General features: G+C 39.0%; 17 protein-coding genes and 1 tRNA gene. 8 read left to right on the top strand and 10 right to left on the bottom strand.

Going from position 1 to position 22199, the window contains the following annotated elements; genetic code table 11:
* From ACEXOE_RS03640 to ACEXOE_RS03615, 6 genes are all read right to left on the bottom strand, one after another.
* Positions 1–1380 carry a B12-binding domain-containing radical SAM protein gene (locus ACEXOE_RS03640; RefSeq protein WP_394747366.1) on the bottom strand — a complete coding sequence of 460 codons (1380 nt, stop codon included), beginning with the start codon at positions 1378–1380 and terminating at the stop codon, positions 1–3.
* A complete protein-coding gene (locus ACEXOE_RS03635; protein WP_394747365.1) occupies positions 1377–2165 on the bottom strand; it encodes a class I SAM-dependent methyltransferase in 789 nt (262 codons plus the stop codon). The genes ACEXOE_RS03640 and ACEXOE_RS03635 overlap by 4 nt, the downstream gene beginning before the upstream one ends.
* Positions 2158–3621, bottom strand: coding sequence for a B12-binding domain-containing radical SAM protein (locus ACEXOE_RS03630; protein ID WP_394747364.1), 1464 nt, complete (start codon positions 3619–3621; stop codon positions 2158–2160). The genes ACEXOE_RS03635 and ACEXOE_RS03630 overlap by 8 nt, the downstream gene beginning before the upstream one ends.
* Complete coding sequence (locus tag ACEXOE_RS03625) at positions 3614–4507, bottom strand: nucleotidyltransferase domain-containing protein (RefSeq protein ID WP_394747363.1); 894 nt, start codon at positions 4505–4507, stop codon at positions 3614–3616. Before ACEXOE_RS03625 ends, ACEXOE_RS03630 begins: the two co-directional genes overlap by 8 nt.
* Before the next feature lie 170 nt (positions 4508–4677).
* Positions 4678–7509 (bottom strand): DNA polymerase I, encoded by a 2832-nt coding sequence (polA, locus tag ACEXOE_RS03620; RefSeq protein ID WP_394747362.1) that lies wholly within the window; start codon positions 7507–7509, stop codon positions 4678–4680.
* A 57-nt stretch (positions 7510–7566) separates the two neighbouring features.
* On the bottom strand, positions 7567–8559 hold the full coding sequence (locus ACEXOE_RS03615; protein ID WP_394747361.1) for an isoaspartyl peptidase/L-asparaginase family protein: 993 nt from the start codon (positions 8557–8559) through the stop codon (positions 7567–7569).
* Between the two features lie 39 nt (positions 8560–8598).
* Here ACEXOE_RS03615 and ACEXOE_RS03610 point away from each other — a divergent pair, with 39 nt between their 5' ends.
* The 3 genes from ACEXOE_RS03610 to ACEXOE_RS03600 all read left to right on the top strand — a co-directional run bounded on the left by ACEXOE_RS03610 (position 8599) and on the right by ACEXOE_RS03600 (position 11000).
* Entirely contained in the window at positions 8599–9324 is a 726-nt protein-coding gene (locus ACEXOE_RS03610; protein WP_394747360.1) for a copper homeostasis protein CutC, read from the top strand.
* 54 nt (positions 9325–9378) lie between these two features.
* Positions 9379–10608 (top strand): metallophosphoesterase, encoded by a 1230-nt coding sequence (locus tag ACEXOE_RS03605; RefSeq protein WP_394747359.1) that lies wholly within the window; start codon positions 9379–9381, stop codon positions 10606–10608.
* Positions 10609–10703: 95 nt separating this feature from the next.
* A complete protein-coding gene (locus ACEXOE_RS03600; RefSeq protein ID WP_394747358.1) occupies positions 10704–11000 on the top strand; it encodes a thioredoxin family protein in 297 nt (98 codons plus the stop codon).
* A gap of 40 nt (positions 11001–11040) precedes the next feature.
* On the opposite strand, the gene ACEXOE_RS03595 is transcribed toward ACEXOE_RS03600, so the two are convergent.
* Both ACEXOE_RS03595 and ACEXOE_RS03590 read right to left on the bottom strand, forming a co-directional pair.
* The gene (locus tag ACEXOE_RS03595; RefSeq protein WP_394747357.1) at positions 11041–11838 is read right to left on the bottom strand and encodes a PhzF family phenazine biosynthesis protein; all 798 of its coding nucleotides are present in this window, start codon (positions 11836–11838) and stop codon (positions 11041–11043) included.
* A gap of 27 nt (positions 11839–11865) precedes the next feature.
* Positions 11866–15180: a glycosyltransferase family 117 protein gene (locus ACEXOE_RS03590; protein ID WP_394747356.1), complete on the bottom strand. Its 3315-nt coding sequence runs from the start codon at positions 15178–15180 to the stop codon at positions 11866–11868.
* 265 nt (positions 15181–15445) lie between these two features.
* On the opposite strand from ACEXOE_RS03590, the gene ACEXOE_RS03585 reads away from it, so the two are divergent.
* The 4 genes from ACEXOE_RS03585 to gwsS all read left to right on the top strand — a co-directional run bounded on the left by ACEXOE_RS03585 (position 15446) and on the right by gwsS (position 18867).
* Positions 15446–15517 (top strand) — tRNA-Gln (locus tag ACEXOE_RS03585).
* Between the two features lie 827 nt (positions 15518–16344).
* A complete protein-coding gene (locus tag ACEXOE_RS03580; RefSeq protein WP_394747355.1) occupies positions 16345–16545 on the top strand; it encodes a hypothetical protein in 201 nt (66 codons plus the stop codon).
* Positions 16546–16628: 83 nt separating this feature from the next.
* Positions 16629–17609 (top strand): grasp-with-spasm system ATP-grasp peptide maturase, encoded by a 981-nt coding sequence (gene gwsG, locus ACEXOE_RS03575; RefSeq protein ID WP_394747354.1) that lies wholly within the window; start codon positions 16629–16631, stop codon positions 17607–17609.
* Between the two features lie 193 nt (positions 17610–17802).
* Positions 17803–18867, top strand: a complete 1065-nt coding sequence (gene gwsS, locus ACEXOE_RS03570) for a grasp-with-spasm system SPASM domain peptide maturase (protein ID WP_394747353.1) — start codon at positions 17803–17805, stop codon at positions 18865–18867.
* A 28-nt stretch (positions 18868–18895) separates the two neighbouring features.
* Here gwsS and ACEXOE_RS03565 read toward each other — a convergent pair whose 3' ends face one another.
* Both ACEXOE_RS03565 and ACEXOE_RS03560 read right to left on the bottom strand, forming a co-directional pair.
* Complete coding sequence (locus ACEXOE_RS03565) at positions 18896–19837, bottom strand: DUF6624 domain-containing protein (protein WP_394747352.1); 942 nt, start codon at positions 19835–19837, stop codon at positions 18896–18898.
* Between the two features lie 335 nt (positions 19838–20172).
* The gene (locus ACEXOE_RS03560; RefSeq protein WP_394747351.1) at positions 20173–21513 is read right to left on the bottom strand and encodes a cation:proton antiporter domain-containing protein; all 1341 of its coding nucleotides are present in this window, start codon (positions 21511–21513) and stop codon (positions 20173–20175) included.
* 212 nt (positions 21514–21725) lie between these two features.
* Here ACEXOE_RS03560 and rimP point away from each other — a divergent pair, with 212 nt between their 5' ends.
* Positions 21726–22187 carry a ribosome assembly cofactor RimP gene (rimP, locus tag ACEXOE_RS03555; RefSeq protein ID WP_394747350.1) on the top strand — a complete coding sequence of 154 codons (462 nt, stop codon included), beginning with the start codon at positions 21726–21728 and terminating at the stop codon, positions 22185–22187.
* Positions 22188–22199 lie beyond the last annotated feature (12 nt).

Here is a 22199-nt window from a genome sequence, read left to right as displayed (position 1 = left end):
TTATTTAGTGATTTTCATAAAGGCACCGGCAATAGTTGATTTTAATTTATAACGAATCATTTTTTTGAGATTCTTATCACGTTGTTTTTCTCTACTATAATTTACTTCATTCACAATTTTTCTAACCGCATGGTTATAAAACTTTCTGGGGTAGGTTCTTGTAAAGTCGATCTCCCTATCCGTAGACGTTTCCCAATTTGGTTGAACCGTTATTTTATCTTCGATCTCATTGTAAAGCGATGTTCCTTTTATGGGATAGGCAACAGTTATGGTAAAATGTGTTGGATTGGCCGCTTTCAAATAGGTTATTGTTTCACTGATATCCTGTTCGTCCTCACCAGGATAACCTACCATAATAAAAGTGCCGGTTTCTATACCGAGAGCGTTGGTTTTTTGGATGGCCGATTTTACAACATCTACATCAACACGACGATCCATCGCATCAATGATTTTTTGGGAACCACTTTCCGCTCCGATCCAAATGCGATAGCAACCCGCTTCTTTTAATAATTGTAAAATTTCATCGTTAAGCCGTTCGGCTCTGGTAATGCATTCAAAAGGAACAATGATGTCATTTTTAAGAACTTCTTCGTGAAAACTCTTGATCCACTTATGGCTTACGGTAAATACATCATCCACAAACCAAATGGCATCTGGATTATATTTGTGCTTCAACATGGTCAATTCTTCAACCACTAAGTGCGCTGGTCTTCTGCGGTAGCTCTGTCCGTAGACAGCCGTACTGCACCATTTACAGGTGTAGGGACAACCTCTTTGTGTACTTATGGTCATGGAGCTCTGTCCATGATGTGTTTTCCAGGTATCCAAATATTTCTCCATAGGTATGGCATCCCTGTTGGGAAGAGGCAATTGCGACAAATCCTTCATCTTGGTACGTGGAGCTGTTTTTGTAAGCAGACCATCTACAAGATATGCCAGACCGTTAACCGCAGAAACATCGGTTTTTTCTGTTATTGCAGTGTGTAATTCATGCAAGGTTTGCTCGCCTTCCCCAATCACCAAATAGTGGGCTCCCGCGTTTAAATAATTTTCCAGGTTATAGGTGAGATCCGGACCCCCAAGTACAATTTTGGGATGGCCATAGCGGGCGTTATCCTTGAATTCTTTTATAAGTTTAATCACCTCAACTTTGGTCATTAAGTTGGTGTAAATTGCTACGAGGTCGGGTTGTTTTTCTGCGATAAAAGCCAATTGTTCGGCTTTTTTGTAAAAGGTAGTATCAAAGACATGGTTCTCCACGTTGCGCTCGTTCAAATATCCGGAAATATAAAGCAAGCCCAGGGGAGGATAAGGTTTCATGATTTTTTGCTCCTTTTCATCCTCAGCGAGATAATATGCATGTGTCAATACAATGCTCATCGTTTTTCTAATATAATGATAAAATGATCTGCATAGGCACTGAGCGGATTAAAAAAATCCAAACGACGATCAATCCATCCCAAAAGGGAGAGGAGTTTCTTTTTGGTGCTAAAAAAACCTTCTAAATACGATGGGGGAACCAAAAAACCAATAGGTTTAAAGGTCAAGACTTTAAAAGTGTTTTTTGCATAAGCCTTAATATCGGAAGGGTCGTAATACCAGGTTGCTACCTCTTTGCCCTCTACATTGGCCATTACCGGAGTAGTGGTATTTCTTCTAAAAGCTTTTCTTCTATTGCCTTTGATTAAAAAATATAGGCGTTCCATAAACGTTTTCTTGGGCATAATGACTAGGGCCATTTGTCCTCTTTCATTGAGTTTGGAGCCTGCATCTTGAATGAATTTTTCCATTTGCTTTGGAGCGATGCAATTGAGGCCTCCAAAATTCGAAAAAATAAAGTCGAAACCACTTTCGAAAGTCGTTTCCCCAAAATGATTGAGGTCTAAAGTTTTGTAGGTGATGTTGTCCTTTCCCTGGGCTTTGGACTCTGCTTTGGTCAGCATGGCCATGGAAAGGTCTGTGGCAGTAACCCGAGCACTTTTTTGAGACAACCATAGGGCATCTTCACCAGTGCCACAATTTACCTCCAGAACCTCGTTTTTGGGGTTTTGGAAAACGTATTTATTTAAGAAATGATATACTCTGCTTCGCTGTAACCTACCCACATGTGTGTGCGTAAAAGAAACATCATAGTCAGAAGCAGCAAGATCAAAGCCGTTAACCATTGGTCGGTTGCATTCGTTTAAGTTGCGATAAATAGATAGATGCGCTCAAGGCATAATAAAAGTAGAGTGCTGCAGATCTTACTTTTTGATAACTGGCCTTGAGAGGATTCTTTACAATAGTCTTCATATTCTGAATCCCCATGCTTTTGCGATATTCCTTATGGACATATCGATGGAGTTTTCTATAATATTTTGAGTTAAAAGTGCCTTGGAACATCATGGCAAGATCGTCGGAATCTGTCCAATTGGTCTTTAATTTAAGGTCATTCTTTACCTTGTCGTAAAATTTGGTTCCAGGTAAAGGATAGGATACAGATATGCCAATATTATCGGGCAATAGTTCTTTGATCATGGTGATGGTCTTGGCAATATCTTCTTTGGTTTCTCCCAAATAGCCGAACTGGATAAAGAAAGCGATTCGAATGTTTTTTTTCTTCAGCAATCGTGTCGCCTCATAGATTTGCTCAATTTTAGTGCCTTTGTCCATGGCATCCAAAATTTTCTGGGAACCACTTTCGGCGCCAATCCAGACTTCTTGCAGTCCTGAAGCAGCTAAAGCATCTATGTTATCTTCTTTTAATAATAAATCTGCTCTACTCTGTATGTAGTATTTGATGTTGATTTTTTCTTTTTTTAATTCATCCCTGAATTCCTGAACCCAGTTGGGTTTTAATCCAAAAATATCATCGCACATCCAAAAGCGTTTTACGCCAAAGCGTTCTTGTAGTAGCTTTATATGTTGTACGATATAAGATGGAGAATGGGAATTGTAACGATTCCCATAAATAGGTTTCGCACACCAGTTGCATTTATAGGGACAACCCCTGGTAGTGGCAATATTAAGTGTGAACTCTTTATTGCTCTGTTTCCATACTTGTTTATAGGAGGCAATATCTACCAATTCCCATGCGGGCAAAGGCAATTCATCCAAATGATGCATTACCGGTTGTTTGGGATTGGCGATTGTCTTATCCTCCTTTTGGAATACAAGTCCTTTAATTTCTGCCACACTTTCTTCGGCTTCCAGTGTTGTGATCAGTTGCTTCAAGGTCATTTCCCCTTCTCCTTGAATCACGTAATCTGCACCTTCCTTTATGTATTTTTCATAATGATCGGTGGCATCTGAGCTACATACAATGGTAATACACTGATGTTCTTTTCCAATTGCGAGCATTTTAAAAGCCGCTTCGCGCATCGTAGTGAGACACATTTTGGTAAGATAGTTGAACCCATCATCGTATAAGACCAGGTATTTAGGCTTTTGCTCTTCCAACTTAGGCCGTATCGTCATTGGATTATCCAATAAATTGGTGTCAAACAAATCTACACGATATCCTTCTTTTTGCATGAGGGAAGCCGCGTAGAGCGTACCCAATGGAGGGTAGGGAGTCTTGTTTTTCCATTGTTTGCTATCCAGGGGGTAATAGTAGGAATGTGAAAAAAGAATATCAATCATAGAAATGACGATTAAAAACCAACTCTTCTCCAGAGTCAAAATTTTGCTCATATTGCTCGTACATATCCATGATTCTGGATTGGTACGATTTGTTGTGCAATTTAAGAATTCCTTTATTGATTACTTGTTCTTCGTTCTTTTTAATTTTATTCGCGCCCAATTGAAGCCCGGATCTTTTAAGGTAGATTTTTCGCAACTTATCATCAATGGTATCGGCCAGTTTGGTAGATAAGATAAACTCAGAAAACTGTTTTAGTTTACCCGATTTCATGGGTGAAATGCTATTCTGTTCAATGACGGCATTGGGTAAAAAAGTACGGACCCATTCCATGTTCTCCTCCATGAAAGGTTCAAAAAGGCCGGAATCTATGGTAGGGATTAAAGTGGCCATTTCAACGGCGGTATAGATATTTTGCTTTTTGATGTGCAAATTATCTTCACTGATCATATAATTGACACAAAGACTTTTTGAAGCAAAAAACCGTCTAAACAAACCAATCATTGCCTTGGATATGGCAATATTGCCAGATTTCATAATGACAAAAAAATCGATATCCGATGTTTTGTCCATATACCCTTTGGCCAAAGACCCCGATATCATGACCGATCGAACAAAAGGAAACTGACTTAAAATTCGGGACATTCTATTTGCCTTGTCCATTTTTTTTTCAGCAAGCTGATTTCCCTTTATCCTTCGTTTGATCCAGGAGTCGTGATTGTAAGGAAGGTAATACTCTCCAAATTTGTACAAGAATTCTTTTTCTACCAACAGCGCTAAATCTGCATCGATATTATCCGTTTTGTACTGACAGAAGTTTTTTGCTTCTTCTTTTGTGAGGGGATGTTTAAAAATGGCAAAATAAAGAAAGGTCTTGATAAGATCCATTAAATATAGTTTTAATCCATACAATTCCGAACAGGACAACGCTTAAGCAGTCGTAATATAAGGCTAAAACTTAACAGTATTGAGAATTATATTATCTCATTTACGAATACCACTATAAGAAAAACTTAAGATGTTTTCTGAAAAAAGCAGATAACATAAAAGTATTTTTCCTAATGTGCTTCTAGCCAATTGTTTCCGGTTCCCAATTCCACGTCCAAGGGAACGGCCAGGACATGTGCATTTTCCATTTCGGATTTGATCAAAGCTTTAATTTCTTCCAATTCGGGCTTGTACACATCAAAAACCAATTCATCGTGTACCTGTAAAAGCATCTTAGTCTTATAGTTTCCCTTATTTAATTTGCCATGAATATTGATCATGGCAATTTTAATAATGTCCGCGGCACTTCCCTGAATAGGGGCATTGACCGCATTTCGTTCTGCTGCTCCGCGCACAATCGCATTGCTGCCATTGATATTTTTTAAATATCGCCTACGTCCTAAAATGGTTTGCACATAACCGTTATCGCGAGCAAAATCTACTTGCTCGCTCATGTAATTTCGGAGTTTGGGATAGGTTTTATAATAGGTGTCTATCAATTCTTTTGCTTCGGACCGACTTAGGTCGGTTTGATTGCTAAGTCCAAAAGCAGATACGCCATAGATAATTCCAAAGTTTACGGTCTTCGCATTACTTCGTTGTTCTCGTGTAACCTCTTCCAGCGGCACATTAAATACCCTTGCAGCCGTAGAAGCATGGATATCCTCTCCGTTCTTAAAAGCTTCGATCATGGTAGTCTCTTCACTTAAGGCCGCAATAATACGCAGTTCTATTTGGGAATAATCCGCAGCCAACAAAATATAGTCTTCATTGCGTGGCACAAATGCTTTCCTTACCTGCCTTCCTCTTTCGGTACGAATAGGGATATTCTGTAAATTGGGGTTGTTGCTGCTCAGTCTTCCCGTAGCAGCTACGGTTTGCATATAATCTGTATGCACTCTTCCCGTTTCTTGATGGATTTGCTCGGGCAAGGCATCTACATAGGTGCTTTTCAATTTGGAAAGACCTCGGTAATCCAATACATTTTGAATAATGGGATGGTCCTTGGCTAAATACGAAAGTACATCTTCGGCCGTAGAGTATTGACCCGTTTTGGTCTTCTTGGGTTTATCCACCAATTTTAATTTATCAAATAGAATTTCCCCAAGTTGTTTTGGAGAACCTATATTGAACGTAACACCGGCAGCTTCATAAATTTTAGCTTCCAGGGAAGCAATATCATTGGTTAACTCCTCGGAAAGGGATGCTAAGAATTCCTTATCGAGATTTATGCCCTCTAACTCCATGTCACCAAGTACACGAAGTAAAGGAATTTCAATATCCGCAAAAAGACCGTCTGTCTTTGCTTCAGCCAATTCTGGCCTAAAGTGTTCCGCCAATTGAAAGGTGATATCGGCATCTTCAACGGCATATTCGGTTTGTTGCTCCAAAGGCACCTGTCGCATGGACAACTGATTTTTCCCCTTCTTTCCAATCAAAGTGGTGATAGAAATCGGGGTATAGTTCAAGTAGGTCTCTGAAAGAACATCCATATTATGCCGCATATCAGGATTGATGAGGTAGTGCGCCAACATGGTATCGAAAAAAGGACCGTTTACCGTAATGTTATACTTGTGCAATACTTTAATATCGTATTTCAGGTTTTGGCCTATTTTTTCAATATGTTCCGTTTCAAAAAATGGGCGCAACATTTCCACGATTTGTTGTGCTTCATCCCTGTTTTCAGGTATGGGAACATAGAATCCCTTGGTTGCCTCCCAGCTAAAAGCGATTCCCACAAGTTCGGCACTTAAAGGGTCTAAACCTGTTGTTTCCGTATCGAAACATACCGAGGACTGCTTCATCAGATTTTGGACAAAGAGTTTCATGGCCATTCCCGGGGCAATACTCTGATAGAGGTGGGGAACGTTGCTATTTGTTTTTCGTCCAGAAGCTGTGCCAGTGCTGGCAGAAGTGTCTCCGCCTTCTCCAAACAAGGAGAATTGGCCTCCGCCCGCTTCTTTTGATTTTGCCGGACTTGAAGGTGTTGCTTCGGTTGTAGCTCCTTCTTCATTAGGGGTAAAAAATAGTTTTGTGAACTGATCTTTAAGACGTCTGAATTCCAACTCGTCAAAAATCTGTTGTACCTGATCCCCATCTGGTGTAGACATCTTATAATCCTCTGCATTGAATTGTACATCGCAAGTAGTGCATATGGTGGCCAATTTCTTGGAGAGTAATCCCAATTCCGCATTTTGTTCTACTTTCTCCTTCATTTTTCCCTTAAGTTGATCAGTATTCGCCAAAAGGCCTTCCATACTATCAAACTGTTCCAGGAATTTTTTTGCGGTTTTATCACCAACACCTGGAAGTCCCGGAATGTTATCACTGGCATCTCCCATCATTCCCAAATAGTCAATAACCTGTTCCGGACGTTGTACACCAAAGCGTTTTTGAATTTCGGGAATGCCCCAAATTTCTATGCCATTGCCCATTCGAGCAGGGCGATACATGAAAATATTTTCCGAAACCAATTGACCGAAATCTTTATCCGGAGTTACCATGAATACCTTGTAATCCTCTTTTTCTGCTTGTTTGGCCAAAGTTCCTATAATATCGTCGGCCTCCCAACCTTCCAGAACCACCACGGGAATGTGCATGGCTTTTAAGATATTTTGGATATAGGGAACGGCAATCCGTATGGCATCTGGGGTTTCATCCCTATTGGCTTTGTATTCCGGAAATAATTCAGTGCGCTCATGACTTCCTCCTTTATCAAAGCAAACCGCCAAATAATCTGGTTTTTCCCGTTTTATAACGTCAAATAAGGAATTCGTAAATCCCATGATGGCAGAGGTATCCATACCCTTGGAATTAATTCTAGGGTTTTTGATCAACGCATAATATCCACGGAAGATCAGCGCATATGCATCTAATAGAAAAAGTCTTTTTTGTTCTGCCATTTTAGGAATTTTGGTAAGCTTTCAAAGCTACAAAGATTATCTTCTTTTTAAAAAAAATTAAGCGCTAATATAGCTGTCAGAAGGGTTATTGATGTGCCCTTTTTCAGAATAGGTACGATAGGTGAATCCGGGCTGAATACAGTAACCGCCAGTTTCTCCTTTTTTGTTTACCGCGATAAAGCCAATTTGAAAATCGGTATTGTCCTTATTTTTGGCAATAATACGCTTTACGCCCTCCTCGCAGGCCTCTTGAGGTGTTTTTCCCTGCCGCATCAGTTCTACAATAAGGAAACTGCCAACAGTTCGCACAACTTCTTCTCCAACACCAGTAGCGGTGGCACCCCCAATTTCATTATCGATAAAAAGTCCCGCCCCAATAATAGGGGAATCTCCAACTCGGCCTCCTATTTTATAGGCCATTCCACTTGTAGTACAGGCTCCGGAAATATCACCTTTTTGATCAATGGCCAACATGCCTATGGTGTCATGGTTTTCAATATTGATGATGGGTTGGTATTTTGATGTTTTTTTCCACTCGATCCATTCTTGTTTGGATTTTTCGGTAAGCAAATTTTCTTTTTTGAACCCTTTCTCATAAGCAAATTGTTCGGCTCCCTTTCCGGCAAGCATTACATGAGGGGTGTCTTCCATTACTTTTCTGGCAACGGCAACAGGATGTGCAATGTTCTGCATGCACAGTACGGCACCACAGTTCCCATCTTTATCCATGATACAGGCATCTAGGGTGACATTGCCATCGCGATCGGGCCTACCGCCCACACCAACGGTTTGATTATTGACATCTGCTTCTTCAATCATCACGCCCTGTTCCACAGCATCTAAGGCGGTGCCTCCTTTTTCCAATACTTCCCAGGCTTTTGCCGAAGCATTATGAAAATCCCATGTGCAAATAACAATTGGCTTAATGGATGGACTTTCTTCAGCCTCAGTCCTAACAGTAGTGCTCTCCTTACAAGAGGTGGCCAAAGGAGCGGTCATAAAACCAGCAGTGCCGGCAGCAGAATTTTTAATAAACTTTCTTCGTTTCATCTATAAGGTTGCTTAATTTAGTGACTAAATATAAGTAAAATGCTAGTAGAAGTTTGTGCCAATTCTTTGGAATCTGCCCTAGCCGCAGAAAAAGCGGGAGCCGATCGTATTGAACTTTGTTCCGAACTAGGTACGGGAGGGATAACACCTTCTTATGGTCTGCTAAAAGCTGTAAAATCGCATATTTCCATCCCTGTTCACGTATTGATTCGCCCAAGAAGTGGCAATTTTACGTATTCCCAGATGGAATTTGACATTATGAAAGCCAACATTGAACTTTGTCATGAAATGGGATTTGAAGGGGTGGTAAGTGGGGTGCTCTATAAGGATTTTAGATTGGATGTAGAACGCACCAAAGCCTTGATTGCATTAGCAAAACCGTTGAAGTTTACCTTTCACCGGGCTTTTGACTGGGTCTCAGATCCATTGGGGACATTCCAGCAATTAGAGGCTTTGGGAGTCGATTATGTCTTGTCTTCCGGACAGCAAAAGTCAGCTTTAGCGGGAATAGATTTGCTCACTACTTTAACAAAGGATGCAAAAAGCTGCACTGTGCTTCCTGGGGGCGGAGTGCGCGCAGATAACGCGAATACTTTTAAAAACAGGGGATTTAAAGCAATTCATTTTTCAGGAACAACCTTCAAAAAGAGCCTGGAAAGGAAGCCTGAAATCTCGATGAATTCTCCTTCTTTTTTACAAGATGACGCTTTGGCCGTAACGGATGCTGCTATTGTGCGACAAATTATTGAGATTGTTAATAATTAGGTAAAAAAGAGTCCCTTGCCTATGGAAAGGGATACCTTTGTAAAAAAAAGAGGCATGCTACGTTGGATTATCTTTTTAGGGGTATATACTGCATTTGGTTTTTATGCATTTCAAGCATTGAAAACGCTTACGAAAAATCAGTGGATATATGCTTTATTTATTCTTTCATCCCTTCTGATTGTTGGAAACTTTATCTATCAATTTTCCGCAGGAGATACGCCCAATAGGGTTTTGGATCATGGCAGAAGCCTTGCCTTTGGGTTCTTACTTGCAAGTATGGCTTTTTATATGGTCACTATTTTCTTCATATTTTCTGAGGATGTGGTTCGGTTTTTTGTGGCGCTGTATACCAAATTGTTTGGAAGCACCAAGGAGTTTAATGTTCCTTCAAGAAGGAAGTTTGTAAGTGCAATAGCCCTTGGATTGGCCGCTTTGCCCTTTGGGGCCTTACTTTTTGGAATGTACAAGGGAAAGTACAATTTTAAAGTCCTGAACTACGTATTGGAGTTCGATGATCTTCCAGAAGCTTTTGATGGATATAAAATCACGCAGATTTCCGATGTTCATAGTGGAAGTTTTGACGATCGTGAAAAGGTGTCCTATGGGGTAGATCTGATCAACGAGCAGCAGAGTGATGTTATACTCTTTACAGGGGATATGGTAAACAATAGGGCTGAGGAAATGGAACCTTGGGCGGCCTTGTTTTCCAAGTTAGAGGCTAAAGATGGCAAGTTTTCTGTTTTGGGGAACCATGATTATGGGGATTATGTGCGTTGGGAATCCGAGGAAAAGAAGAAAGCGAATCTCCATAGCTTAATGAAACTTCAGAAAGATATGGGCTTTGATCTTTTGCTCAATGAAAACCGATACTTAACCAAAGGAGACGATAAAATAGCCTTGGTCGGTGTTGAAAATTGGGGCAAAGGCGGTTTTAAGAAAGCTGGAGACTTGAAGAAAGCCGCTTCTGGAATTCATAAGAACGATTTTAAGATATTAATGAGTCATGACCCTTCGCATTGGGAAGAAGAGGTGGTTTCCGATGATTATCATTATCATCTTACATTGAGCGGTCATACCCATGGCATGCAATTTGGCATTGAAATCCCTGGATGGTTTAAATTAAGTCCAGTACGTTTTCGATACAAGTATTGGGCAGGCATATATGAAGAACTGGGCCAGTTTATCAATGTAAATAGAGGTTTTGGGTTTATCGGTTATCCCGGAAGAGTAGGGATATGGCCAGAGATTACTGTGATTACTTTAAAAAAGAAAGATCTAGCATAGTATTTTTGCTCGTAGATATGTGATAAAATAGGATATTCGCAGTGTATTAACATTTTTTCTTACATTTGAATATATTAAATTCAGTACTATAAGTTATGTCTAAATTTGGTGAACTAATAGATTTAAAAGTTCCTGTACTGCTGGACTTCTATGCAGAATGGAATGAGCAATCGGCATCCATGCACCCAGTATTGAAAGATGTTGCTGCAGCTCTTGGGGATAAGGGGAAAGTCATTAAAATAGATGTTGATAAAAATAAAGAACTCTCCCAAGCCTTGCGAGTAAAAGGACTGCCTACCTTGATGATCTATAAAAAAGGGGAAATGGTATGGCGCCAAAGTGGAGAACAGGATGCCAATACTTTAATAGGTATCTTGAATGAATATATCTAAACTATGTCAGACATACCTTTTTAATGGACAGATTTAGCCATTATAAGAGCAATTCCCCAATCATATAGGTTACTGCTTTTCCAGTAATTTGAACACGATTCCCTTTCAACGTACAGGTTAATTCTCCTTTTCTTGCAGATAATTGCTGTGCCGATAAGGTGAGTTTTCCCAATTTCTTACTCCAAATGGGCGTTAAGGTAGTATGTGCTGAGCCTGTTACGGGATCTTCGTCAATTCCAGATTGCGGTGCAAAAAAACGAGATACAAAATCAACTTCCTCTCCCTGGGCCGTAATAATTACGCCCCGACTATCACAGCTTTTAATAAGGTTTAAATTAGGTTTTGCCATTTCCACTTCCTTTTGGGAAGAAAAAATAAGCAGATAATCTGTTTTTCCTTTATAAGTTTCAATGGGAACAGCGTCAAAAGCTTCCAGTAGTTCTTGAGGAGGATTTACGCTAGTGTAGCTATCTACAGGAAAATCCAAAGTTAGGGCATCCTCCTTTTTGGTAACGGATAGGACTCCGCTGGCATGGGAATGAAAGTTGACACGATCTAAAGAAAAACCATGATAGGTAAAAAGGACATAAGCTGCTGCAAGAGTTGCGTGTCCGCATAAATCTACCTCGACAGTGGGGGTAAACCATCGAATCTCAAATAAGGCTTTTTCCTTCTGTACAATAAAAACAGTTTCAGCTAAATTGTTCTCATTGGCAATTTTTTGCATTTTCTCTGCGGAGAGCCATTCTTTTAGCAGCAGTACAGCAGCTGGGTTTCCACCGAAAATAGTATCGGTAAAGGTGTCGATTTGAAATAATTGCAATTTTTCAGACATCATGTCTATGGTATTATGCTGCCGGGACCATTATTCAGTGCTATTTTCAAGAAGTGTGTCCAAAACGGCTTCCGGGATGCTATCACTTGGTGGTGGCGTTTCTTCGATACTGTCCTCAAAAGGATTGTCATCACCCATAAAATGCGCGAACTTATCAATATAGGCATTAAAGATTTTTGTTTCTTTTTCTACGTATTCCCGATCTTTATTCTGAATTAAGATATTAATGTTTCGCTGGTAGCCTTCCATATCAGACAGTATATTGTCCAGATATTGATATTGCTCGTCTAAGGGGACTCCGGCATAATAATCCAAGCGTTCTTGGTATTTTTTCTTCAATTGCTCAAAAAGTGCACGCCCTTTCTCTGTTTCCCCAACCTTGTAATAACCATCCAAAAAGGGCTCTACAAACGTATAATAGCCAAAGTAATCCAAGGGCATATTCTCCATGCTGAGATTGATAATATCCTTGGCTTTATCTATCTTGTTCTCATTGATTAAGGTTTCCGTTAAGCGGGCCAAATTCCCTCGATAAGAAAGGCCTTGGGTTCGGGTCTGCGGATCGTGATAGATTTCCGTGCTTCCAGAATTGCCCCAGTCCCAGTTCATGACAATATCATACATAAGATCGGCATCAATTCTACCTAGTTCATAAGGACTTCTGTTCTGTGTTTTTATAGGGACAAGCTTATAAGCAAGACCATCCATCTGCAGATAATCTTTCATCCAAATGTATTCTGCATTGTCAAAACTTCCTCCAGAAAAGTAAATTGGACGTTTCCAATCGTTATTGGCAATAATGTCCAACATCAAAATCCTGTTCTTGGGAAGCGCTCCTTTGGGGAGGTCTATATCAATATAATCCAAGATCAAATCCGCATCTTTTTCCTTTACAATACCACTTTTTAAAACATTTTCCTTATTCACAGGAATTCTAATCTTGTTCGTGGGGTAAAACACCAAATCCAAGGTGCTCTCGGGGTATTGGGAAACATCGGCACCCTGCTTTTGAAGGTGATACTTGATTTTAGTCTGTGGCTTATCGCTATCGATCCAATTCATAAAATCTTTGATGTCCCATCTGGACTCTGTCAGTCCTTGAAAGAGGATGACGTCCCTTGATCCCAAACGATATTTTTCATGGGTCAATTGGGAAGGGATGGGCTCACTATTATAGGCTTTGGCCTTCATCTGATCAATATACCAATCCGTGGCAAAAAGACTGGTGTTGATCACACGAACATCGGTACGGTAATTCTCAATTTCCTGAACATACCAAAGGGGAAAAGTATCATTATCACCAATAGTAAAAATAATAGAACCTACGTTTTCGTGGGTGGAATCTAGATAAGCCTTGGCAGAGGCTCTGGCCGTATAACGTCCTGAGCGATCGTGATCATCCCAATTTTGGTAGGCCATGACCGTTGGTACGGCCAATAGACAAACAACGGTGATAGCGGGTGCCAATACTTTGGGGGAAACTAGTTTTCTAAATTCATCAAAAAGCCCATATACGCCCAAGCCGATCCATAATGCAAAGATGTAAAAAGAACCAACAAGGGAATAATCGCGTTCCCGAGGTTGAAAAATATAGGGGTTGGTGTAAAATTGTATGGCGATTCCAGTAAATATAAAAAACACGAATAGCACCCAGAACTGTTTGGGGTTTCTGGCAATTTGAAATAAAATTCCAATGATTCCTAGAAGAAAGGGAAGAAAGAAATAGGTGTTTCTTCCTTTGTTGTTTTTTACATCACTGGGCAAGTTTTCCTGACTTCCCCTAAACCAATTGTCGACAAAGCCAATACCACTGAGCCAATTGCCATTATTGTTGTATTTTCCTTGAATGTCATCTTGTTTTCCGACAAAATTCCACATAAAGTAACGTCCATACATATAGCCAAATTGAAAGCTGAACATGTATTCAATATTGTCCCATAGAGAAGGAGGTTCCACTTCGATATAGTCGCTGAATTGTTGCAAGAATTGAATATATTGGCCTTCTTCTACCTCACCTCTGGCATAGCCTTCTTTTAATTGAGCCACTGCTTTTCGCAATTCTTCATTGGATTCTTTCATTCTGAAATCCAATCCTCCAAAATATTTCATGTAATTTTCGGCATGCTGTTCGCTCCATAATCTGGGGAGTAGGCCAACATGTTTTTTATTTGGACCTTGAACTGCACCTTCCCAATGGTTTACAATGATATATTTACCCAAAACTTCATCCTTTTCATATTTGGGCTTGTCGTCTTTATCCTCGCCTGCCGAGGCGAATAAATTGGAATAGTAGGTGCCATAAAAAGGACTATCAACACCAGGGTATTGTTCTCGATTGTAATACGCTAATAGGGATCTTGCATCGGAAGGGTCATTTTCGTTAACAACCACATTGGCATTGGCTCGTATAGGGAGCATAAGCCAGGAGGAGAACCCTAGAAAAAGAAACATGAGGCAGAGTACAATGGTATTGGCCGTCCTAAAATCATTTTTCCGCGTATAGTTGAGGCCAAAATAAAAGGCGCCAATAAAAATGAGTCCCATAATGATGGTTCCCGAATTAAACGGAAGTCCAATGCTATTGATGAAGAACACTTCGCTCCACCCAAACAGTTTTAAGACATAGGTCAGCGAGAATTTATACACCAAAATTAAAAGGGTGACCACGGCAATATTGGCCAACAAAAAATTCTTGACCGTTGTGGTTTTGTACTTTTTAAAATAATAGAGCAGTCCAATAGACGGTATGGCCAAAAAGCCCATAAACTGAATTCCAAACGTAAGTCCCACTACAAAGGAGATAAGAATCAGCCATTTATTGCCTCTTGGATGCTCAATATTGTCTGTCCATTTAAGCCCCATCCAAAGCAATAAGGACATAATAAAACTAGCCATGGCATAAACCTCCGTTTCTACAGCATTGAACCAGAAGCTATCCGAAAAAGCAAAAGCTAGAGAACCTACCAAACCACTGCCAAAAACCGCAATGGCACGGGAATTGGTGAAGGCATGGCCCTTAGAGATTAATTTTCGCACCAAATTAGTTATGGTCCAAAACATAAAGAGTACGGTAAAAGCACTTGATACTCCAGAAACATAATTGACCATCAAGGCCACTTTAGAAGGGTCGTTAAAAGCAAATAGGGAGAAGAAGGCTCCGATCATCTGTAATAAAGGCGCTCCAGGAGGGTGACCTACTTGTAATTTTGCAGAAGTCGTAATGTATTCTCCGGCATCCCAAAAACTCCCTGTGGGCTCTACGGTGATTCCATAAACAATAAGTGCAATAAAAAAAACGGCCCATCCTAAGATGGTGTCCCATTTCTGAAAGTTCTTTGAAAACATGAAATACGCGGTTTGTTAGTGAAACACTGATTTCGCAATATGATGATTTTAAAATCATTGGATCATTTCATAAGGTCAATGCCAGATGAAGGTTCCAGTGTTACAATTAAGGGCGAATTTACTAATTTAAATAAAAATTAAACCTACTTTTAAGAAAAGCTTTGGGAACAATTCCAAAGGAATATGAAATTAATCCTAAAATAAATGGTAGAAGTATTTGCGCAAACAAAACTTTGTTTTAAATTTGCACGCTCTTAATAGGTATTGGCCTATGGTGTAATTGGCAACACAGCTGGTTTTGGTCCAGTCGTTCTAGGTTCGAGTCCTAGTAGGCCAACAGAGTTTAAGAATAATCCCGATGTCGTAAGATGTCGGGATTTTTTGTTTTTGGAATTCTCTTGGACGAGAAGTTTATCCTGAGCTTGCCGAAGGGAGTCCTAGTAGGCCAACAGAGTTTAAGAATAATCCCGATGTCGTAAGATGTTGGGATTTTTTGTTTTCGGAATTCGCTTGGGCAAGGAGTTCATCCTTAGCTTGTCGAAGGAGGTCTTAGTGGGCCAACAACGTTTTTAAGAATGATCCTGATACTAAGAAGTGCTCGGATTTTTGTTTTTACCTTACTTGAACAGTTTTTAGTCTTTTATTTCTGTATAAATAAAATAAGATTTTACGTATTTTATTTCGAGTTTGATCTATAATACTTTTTTGAAATAACCTCCGCATTACTACACAGATTTTTAATACATAAATCTACATTTTCAAGCAAATTTTTAGCAGATAGGGCTAAAAAGAATACGAAAGACGCGCACGGCAATGTAATGTTTAATTCTTTCTGGAGAATAGTTCTATATCTGAGGGAAAACTCTAAAAACCCAATGTTTTAGGGAATTTATAGAGGTGAAAGAGTATGTCAGAAGCTGTTTTTTATAAGACAGAAGACCGCTTTCCCTTGATTGGGTACTATAAATACTTGGTAAGTAACGTATAATCAATGAAGTATTGTAATAAAGGCTCGGGAAGAACCAGAGGGTAGAATATTAAATTAAAGTTAAACTTATATTAAACGATGTATTTTCCTACAAATATTTTTTACTTTTAAAAAGTAGGAGGAAGCCGAAAAGCCTTTAAAAAATGAGTAGGCAATAATTGTTTAAATATACTATTATGAAATTAAAAAAGTTTGCAGTTCAGGAAGAAAACATTTTGAGTAAAGACAACTTAAGTATGATTTTAGGAGGCGCAAGTGATGATAGTTCATCCTCTTCTTCATCCTCTTCTTCATCTTCATCTTCTTCTTCATTGACAGATTCTGATTCTGATTCCGATTCTGATTCTGATTCCGATTCTGGTCTAACGAGATTCTAGAATAGTTTTCGGGAAGAAAATATAGAACAAGACGGAAAGCCAATCGTCGCAGATGATTGGCTTTTTGCATAAATACATTGAAAATGATATTGATTCTGACTAAAAGAAACGATGCCTCTACCAATAGAATAATTGATTGGTTGCTCTTTTATAAAGAGGACTTCCTTAGGATTAATGGTGATGATGATGCAACACAATTTACAGAAATAAGCAATGATAAAATTGTTGTGGAACAGCATGGGGTATCCTATAATCTACTGGACTTTGATTGTATTTGGTTCAGGAGAAGTGCTTTTTCTTCCAAATCTTTTAGCTATAATTATGAAGAGGAAGTCTTGAAACAGGTCCTTTTTAATAACACCAAGGCTATTCCAAATAGAATCAAAGCCGAACTAAGGACTATTTTGGATTACGTGTACTACAAAATTGAGGCCAGCGGAGGGAAACTGATTTCGAGTTTTTTTAAGAAAGGTTTGAATAAGCTAATTACCCTGAGCGAAGCAAAGAAAGTGGGGCTAAAGATACCAAATTCGCATATCCTGAACACGAAGGTAAAATTAAAAGAAGTGTTGAACAAAGGTGATGTTATCACCAAAGCAAGTGATGAAGGGATTTATATTACCAATAGGGAGTATGGATATTTTACCTATACCGAGAAAATATCCAAAAAAAATATAGATACGTTATCGGACACTTTTTTTCCTTCGTTCATTCAATCTCAAATAAAAAAAATATATGAGCTGCGCGTCTTTTACCTCAATGGGAAGTGTTATTCAACGGTAATTTTTTCACAAAGCAGAAAAGCTACAAGTGTGGATCATCGGCAGTACACAGAGACACCCATGCGTTACCTTCCCTATGAACTTCCAGTGGAAGAATCTCATAAAATAGATGTTCTTATGAAGAATTTAGGATTGACCATTGGTGCAATAGATCTCATTGTAACCCAAGAAAAGGAATATGTTTTCTTAGAAGTAAACCCTATTGGTCAATTTTCCTTCTACTCGGATAAATGCAATTATTTTTTGGAAAAAGATTTCACGGAAAACCTTATCAAATACTAGCAAATGGAAAAAATAAAACTTAAAAATCGGCAGAAAGAAAAATTGCCTTTATTCTGCAATTTCATAAACTATAAGGCGATGAATTCTTCCAACTATGAATTTGAGTTTTCAGATTCCTCACGCTACAATAGCTACGCTATCTCAGAGCAAACTCAGAAATTAATATCTAAAATAATTGATTATTCCCAAGTAGATGACACCATATAATTCTTACCTTTTTGTATTCACCGATATCTTTTTTGTAAAGGGATATACACGTACAATGATATGTGATATCACAAAAAACACCTGGGAGTTTGTGGATAACGACTATTTTGAATTGTCCCAGTTATTTCGAAAATTTAAAATTGGAGAGCTCTTGGAACATCATGTTGATCACGATTCCCATGAGGCCTTTTTTGACTTCGTTCAATTTTTGATTAAAAATGATTATGCGACCTATGTGGACGATATTCAAAACTTCCCCAAAATTGAATTGAGATGGATAAGTCCGACCCCAATACAAAATGCAATTGTTGATTTGAACGCTCACAGTGTCCATGATTACTATGAAATTGCCAAACAACTAAGTGAACTGCGCTGTGAACATGTTCAAATACGATCCTATGACGATCTAGGATATAAAGAATTGAAGGAAATACTTTTAAGTTTCTCCAATAAAGACTTTAAGAGTATCCATATGATTGTAAAATATACAGCGCATATAGCACTGGAAGCTTATAGGGAGTTTATTCATAATTCTCCCAATGTATCCTTTACAGTGCATTCTTCACCTAAGAATGAATTTAACCCGTCCCCATTAGAGAACCTATTACATGGTATGGGGTATGTGCAATATATAAAACAGCCCATTAACTCTTGTCAGAGTTGTGGTATCATCAACAAAAAAACCTTGCGACTCCCCAACAAATTAGAAACCTTTATAGAGGGAATTACCCATAATAGCTGTTTGAATGGGAAAATTTCGGTTGATGTTCACGGGCATATTAAGAATTGTCCGTCCATGAATGATTCTTTTGGGAAAATTGGAGAAAAATCCTTGAAACAAGTTTTGAGTTTATCAGAGTTCAAAAAGCTTTGGGAAATCAATAAGGATCAAATAGAGGTCTGCAAGGATTGTGAATATAGGTATGTGTGTTCCGACTGCAGGGCATATGTGGATAATCGCTATGCCAAACCGTCAAAATGCGGTTATAACCCCTATAAAGGGACTTGGGAGACTCCAAAAGAGACAGTGCATAAAGAAGTGAAATTGTAAAATAAAGGTGGAAACCCCAATAGTCCAGCTATCTTTTCAGGGTTTTTGCCATTTTCGGTTCGTATAAGAAATTATTCTCCTTAGCATATTCCTCAATGGTGTTCAGTCCCACTGCAGCACGTCGTTTGTTCACACCTTCGTGATTGGAAATGGGATAAATGACATTCTTCTTTTTCATGGGGTCCCATAAAGATTGTGTGCCATAACGTTGCTGTTCCCCTTTGCGCATTAATATTCTATCCTGTAAGAAAGCCAAGTATCGAGCTTTGGACTCTCCCTTGGCTACAGATTTTTCTAACAGGGGAAGATATTTTTCCTGGTCCTCCAAAGGGGCATGTTGAATGACCAGCCAAAGTGTTTGATTGGCCAATTCTCCAACTTTGTTTATTCCTGGCCATCCATTTTTTTGAAGGATGTGTTTTAACTTTGTCAAAACAATACTGTCGTTTCTAGGCATTAATTCATTCCTGAACCAAGAATAGTGATACGAATCCCGGCCAAATCTTTTTTCAGCATCAGGAAGCAATTGTCGTATGCTTTGGTCTTGAACTCTTAGTTTTTCTAAAGCTTCTTTTAAGGGGGTGTCAATAGAGTTCCTATATTCTTCCTGTAAGACCGGAATACTTTCTGTGAATGAGTTCCATTGATCCAATTGCTTTAAGGGAAGGAGGTCGCTATCCTTTTTTAACCATGCAATATCTGTCCAGCCGTTGCGAATGGCTTCTTTTAGGTGAAGCAAGCCCTGTGGTCCCAAACCTGCCAGAGAGAAGGCGCAAGCGGCGTTATAATAATCCGAGGCATATCCTGTATGAATATCGAATGCTTTTTGCCAACGGAGAGCCGATTTTTTGTATTCCTTTTTGGCATGTAATTTTGTAGCTTCAAGTACATGTTCATTGTAGCTCTGCGATACTACAGAAGTATTGATTAATAGGAGTAAAGGGAGAAGAAATATGAATTTGTGTGTCATAGTAGGTTTTTATTAAGATTAAAAATAAGTCAATACGTTTTTATCATATTGCCTCGAAATGGAGCGGAACAAAATAACGTTTGGTCATCACTCGTTTAATGTTGAACATTACAGCAAATAAGACCAGTGTGCCATTTGTTGATAAACTCCTAATTGGGGTTGTTTCTAGCTTGATGAATCCGCAAAGCAATGTAGTAAAAATCTTATAAAAATTAAAAAATAGCCTCGTGTTTAACAGCTTTTTAAGGGGAGGTAACCCCTTATTCTTTATATGATCGGCAACCCTTCAAATTAATTGCGTAAGTTACCAGGAATGGCCTTGAAATAGTCTATCCTTATTCCAAAGGTGTGGGAGGTTCTTCCTCATTACCGATGTCATCTGTTGTCTCGTCTAGGCTGTCATCTATTCTGATTTCAGAGGTGATTTCTTCTTCAATACTGCTTTCATTGGTGATTTCCAGAGGGATGGCTTCAATTTTGGCCTTTTTTATATGTAATCGTTTGTCTCTGATCATCGCCGCTGTCATGATCAAACTGGTGCCAATAATGACAAAAAGTAAAATTCCCGGTTCAAAAGCTTCGGACTGTACCTCCTTGGGAATGGCATAAAATAAAAGTACCGTAATTAAACCGCGAGGCGCGATGAACAATTGTGGAAGAATATCCGAGCCAATAAAAGTGCGTAAAATCACAAATCGTATGGCGTAAATAGAGAGCATGGTCAATACACTGATCAAGGCCACATTAAGGCTCCATAAGGAAGATATGACAATGGTCATTCCAAAAATAACAAAGAAAAAAGTGCGGACCACAAAAGCGGTTTCCAAGGTAATAATATGTAGTTCATGATAGATTTGGTTGATCTTTTCGTTTTCCAAATACTGAGAGAGTCTTCCAGCAAAAAACAATTTCATGTTTGCAATCACCAAACCGAAAATAAGAATGATGATAAGGGAAGATAAATGCATCTTTTTTCCTAGGGCGTACAGGAGTAGCAGTACCGCGATCAATAAGAATAGTTTTACTTGACTTTTTATTTTCTGGAATACCAGAATGATTAGATAGCTAGCTACTAAGGAAACAATAATAGTCAATACAATATTCAAAGAGAAGCCTCCGATGCCATGGTCTTCGGCAGGATTTAATTGTCCTATCAAAAAATAGAACATCATGATACCAAAAATATCGGAAAAAGTACTTTCATAAACATGAAATTCCTTTTTCTTCTGCGCTAGTCCGCCCACGCTCGGAATGATTATGGCACTCGATAATATGGAGAGTGGCGTGGCGTACAGCCAGGCCGATTGCATGGACATCCCGGGGATAAAATAGTGCAAAATGAGGGCGGCAACCCAAGCAGAAGCAATTAAACCTATGAGGGCAATGGCCATGGATTTAAGAATAGGAATCAATTTATCCCGTTCCAGTTTCAATTCCAGAGCGGCTTCCAAAACAATCATGATCAAGCCTACAATGCCAAGAAATTCCAAGCTACTATCCAGATTGGGAGTATCGTCGCTAATAAAGCTGAGTCCAAATTTTAAAAGTATGCCCAAAACAATAAGTAACAGTACCGAGGGAATATTGGTCTTTTTGGCAATGCCATTGAATAAAAAAGAAACAATAATAATGAGGGAGGCAATAATAATAAAATCGTATGGAGAGAGTATGTCCATGGGTTAGCATTTGTGTTTGGCAAAGACTAAAATAAGGGTAATCTTGTAATTTTTTCTATTTAAGGATGTTTTTCGTTAGGGAATGGTATAAATGCTAGGAGTCAAGAGATTCTACCTTGTTGGAGTCATAAAAAGTTGTATATTTGCACTGCTGAAAGGATATCAAGTATTCATGAGGGGACAATTTGTCCCCTCTTTTATTACTTAAATTTATGTTCAAGGAGAAAGTAGCAGCACTTTTGGAAAGTGCATTGAAAGAGAAGGAGTCCATTTTTTTGATTGATTTTACGGTTGGTGCCGATAATAAAATCAACGTTATTTTGGATGGGGATCATGGAGTTACATTACGCGATTGTATGGATGTGAGTAGAGCCATTGAGCACAATTTAGATCGTGAAGAAGAAGATTTTTCCTTGGAAGTTGCTTCGGCCGGAGCAACGGCCCCAATTGTAATGCCTAGGCAATATCGAAAGAATATCGGTAGAAAATTGGAAGTGAGAACACAAGATGAAAATATAGAAGGGCAGTTGACGGCTGCCACTGAGACCAGCATTACCTTGGAGTGGAAGGCGAGAGAGCCTAAACCTATAGGTAAAGGGAAAATAACCGTTCAGAAAAAACAAGAAATTGCAATTTCTGAGATAGAACAAGCAAAAGTTATATTAAAATTTTAAATGTAGATCAAG

The organism is Spongiimicrobium salis, assembly GCF_043678055.1.
In the GTDB taxonomy this organism is placed as follows: domain Bacteria; phylum Bacteroidota; class Bacteroidia; order Flavobacteriales; family Flavobacteriaceae; genus Spongiimicrobium; species Spongiimicrobium salis.
The sequence above is the reverse complement of the archived record's forward strand: the minus strand, read 5'-3'. Positions and strand labels throughout refer to the sequence as shown.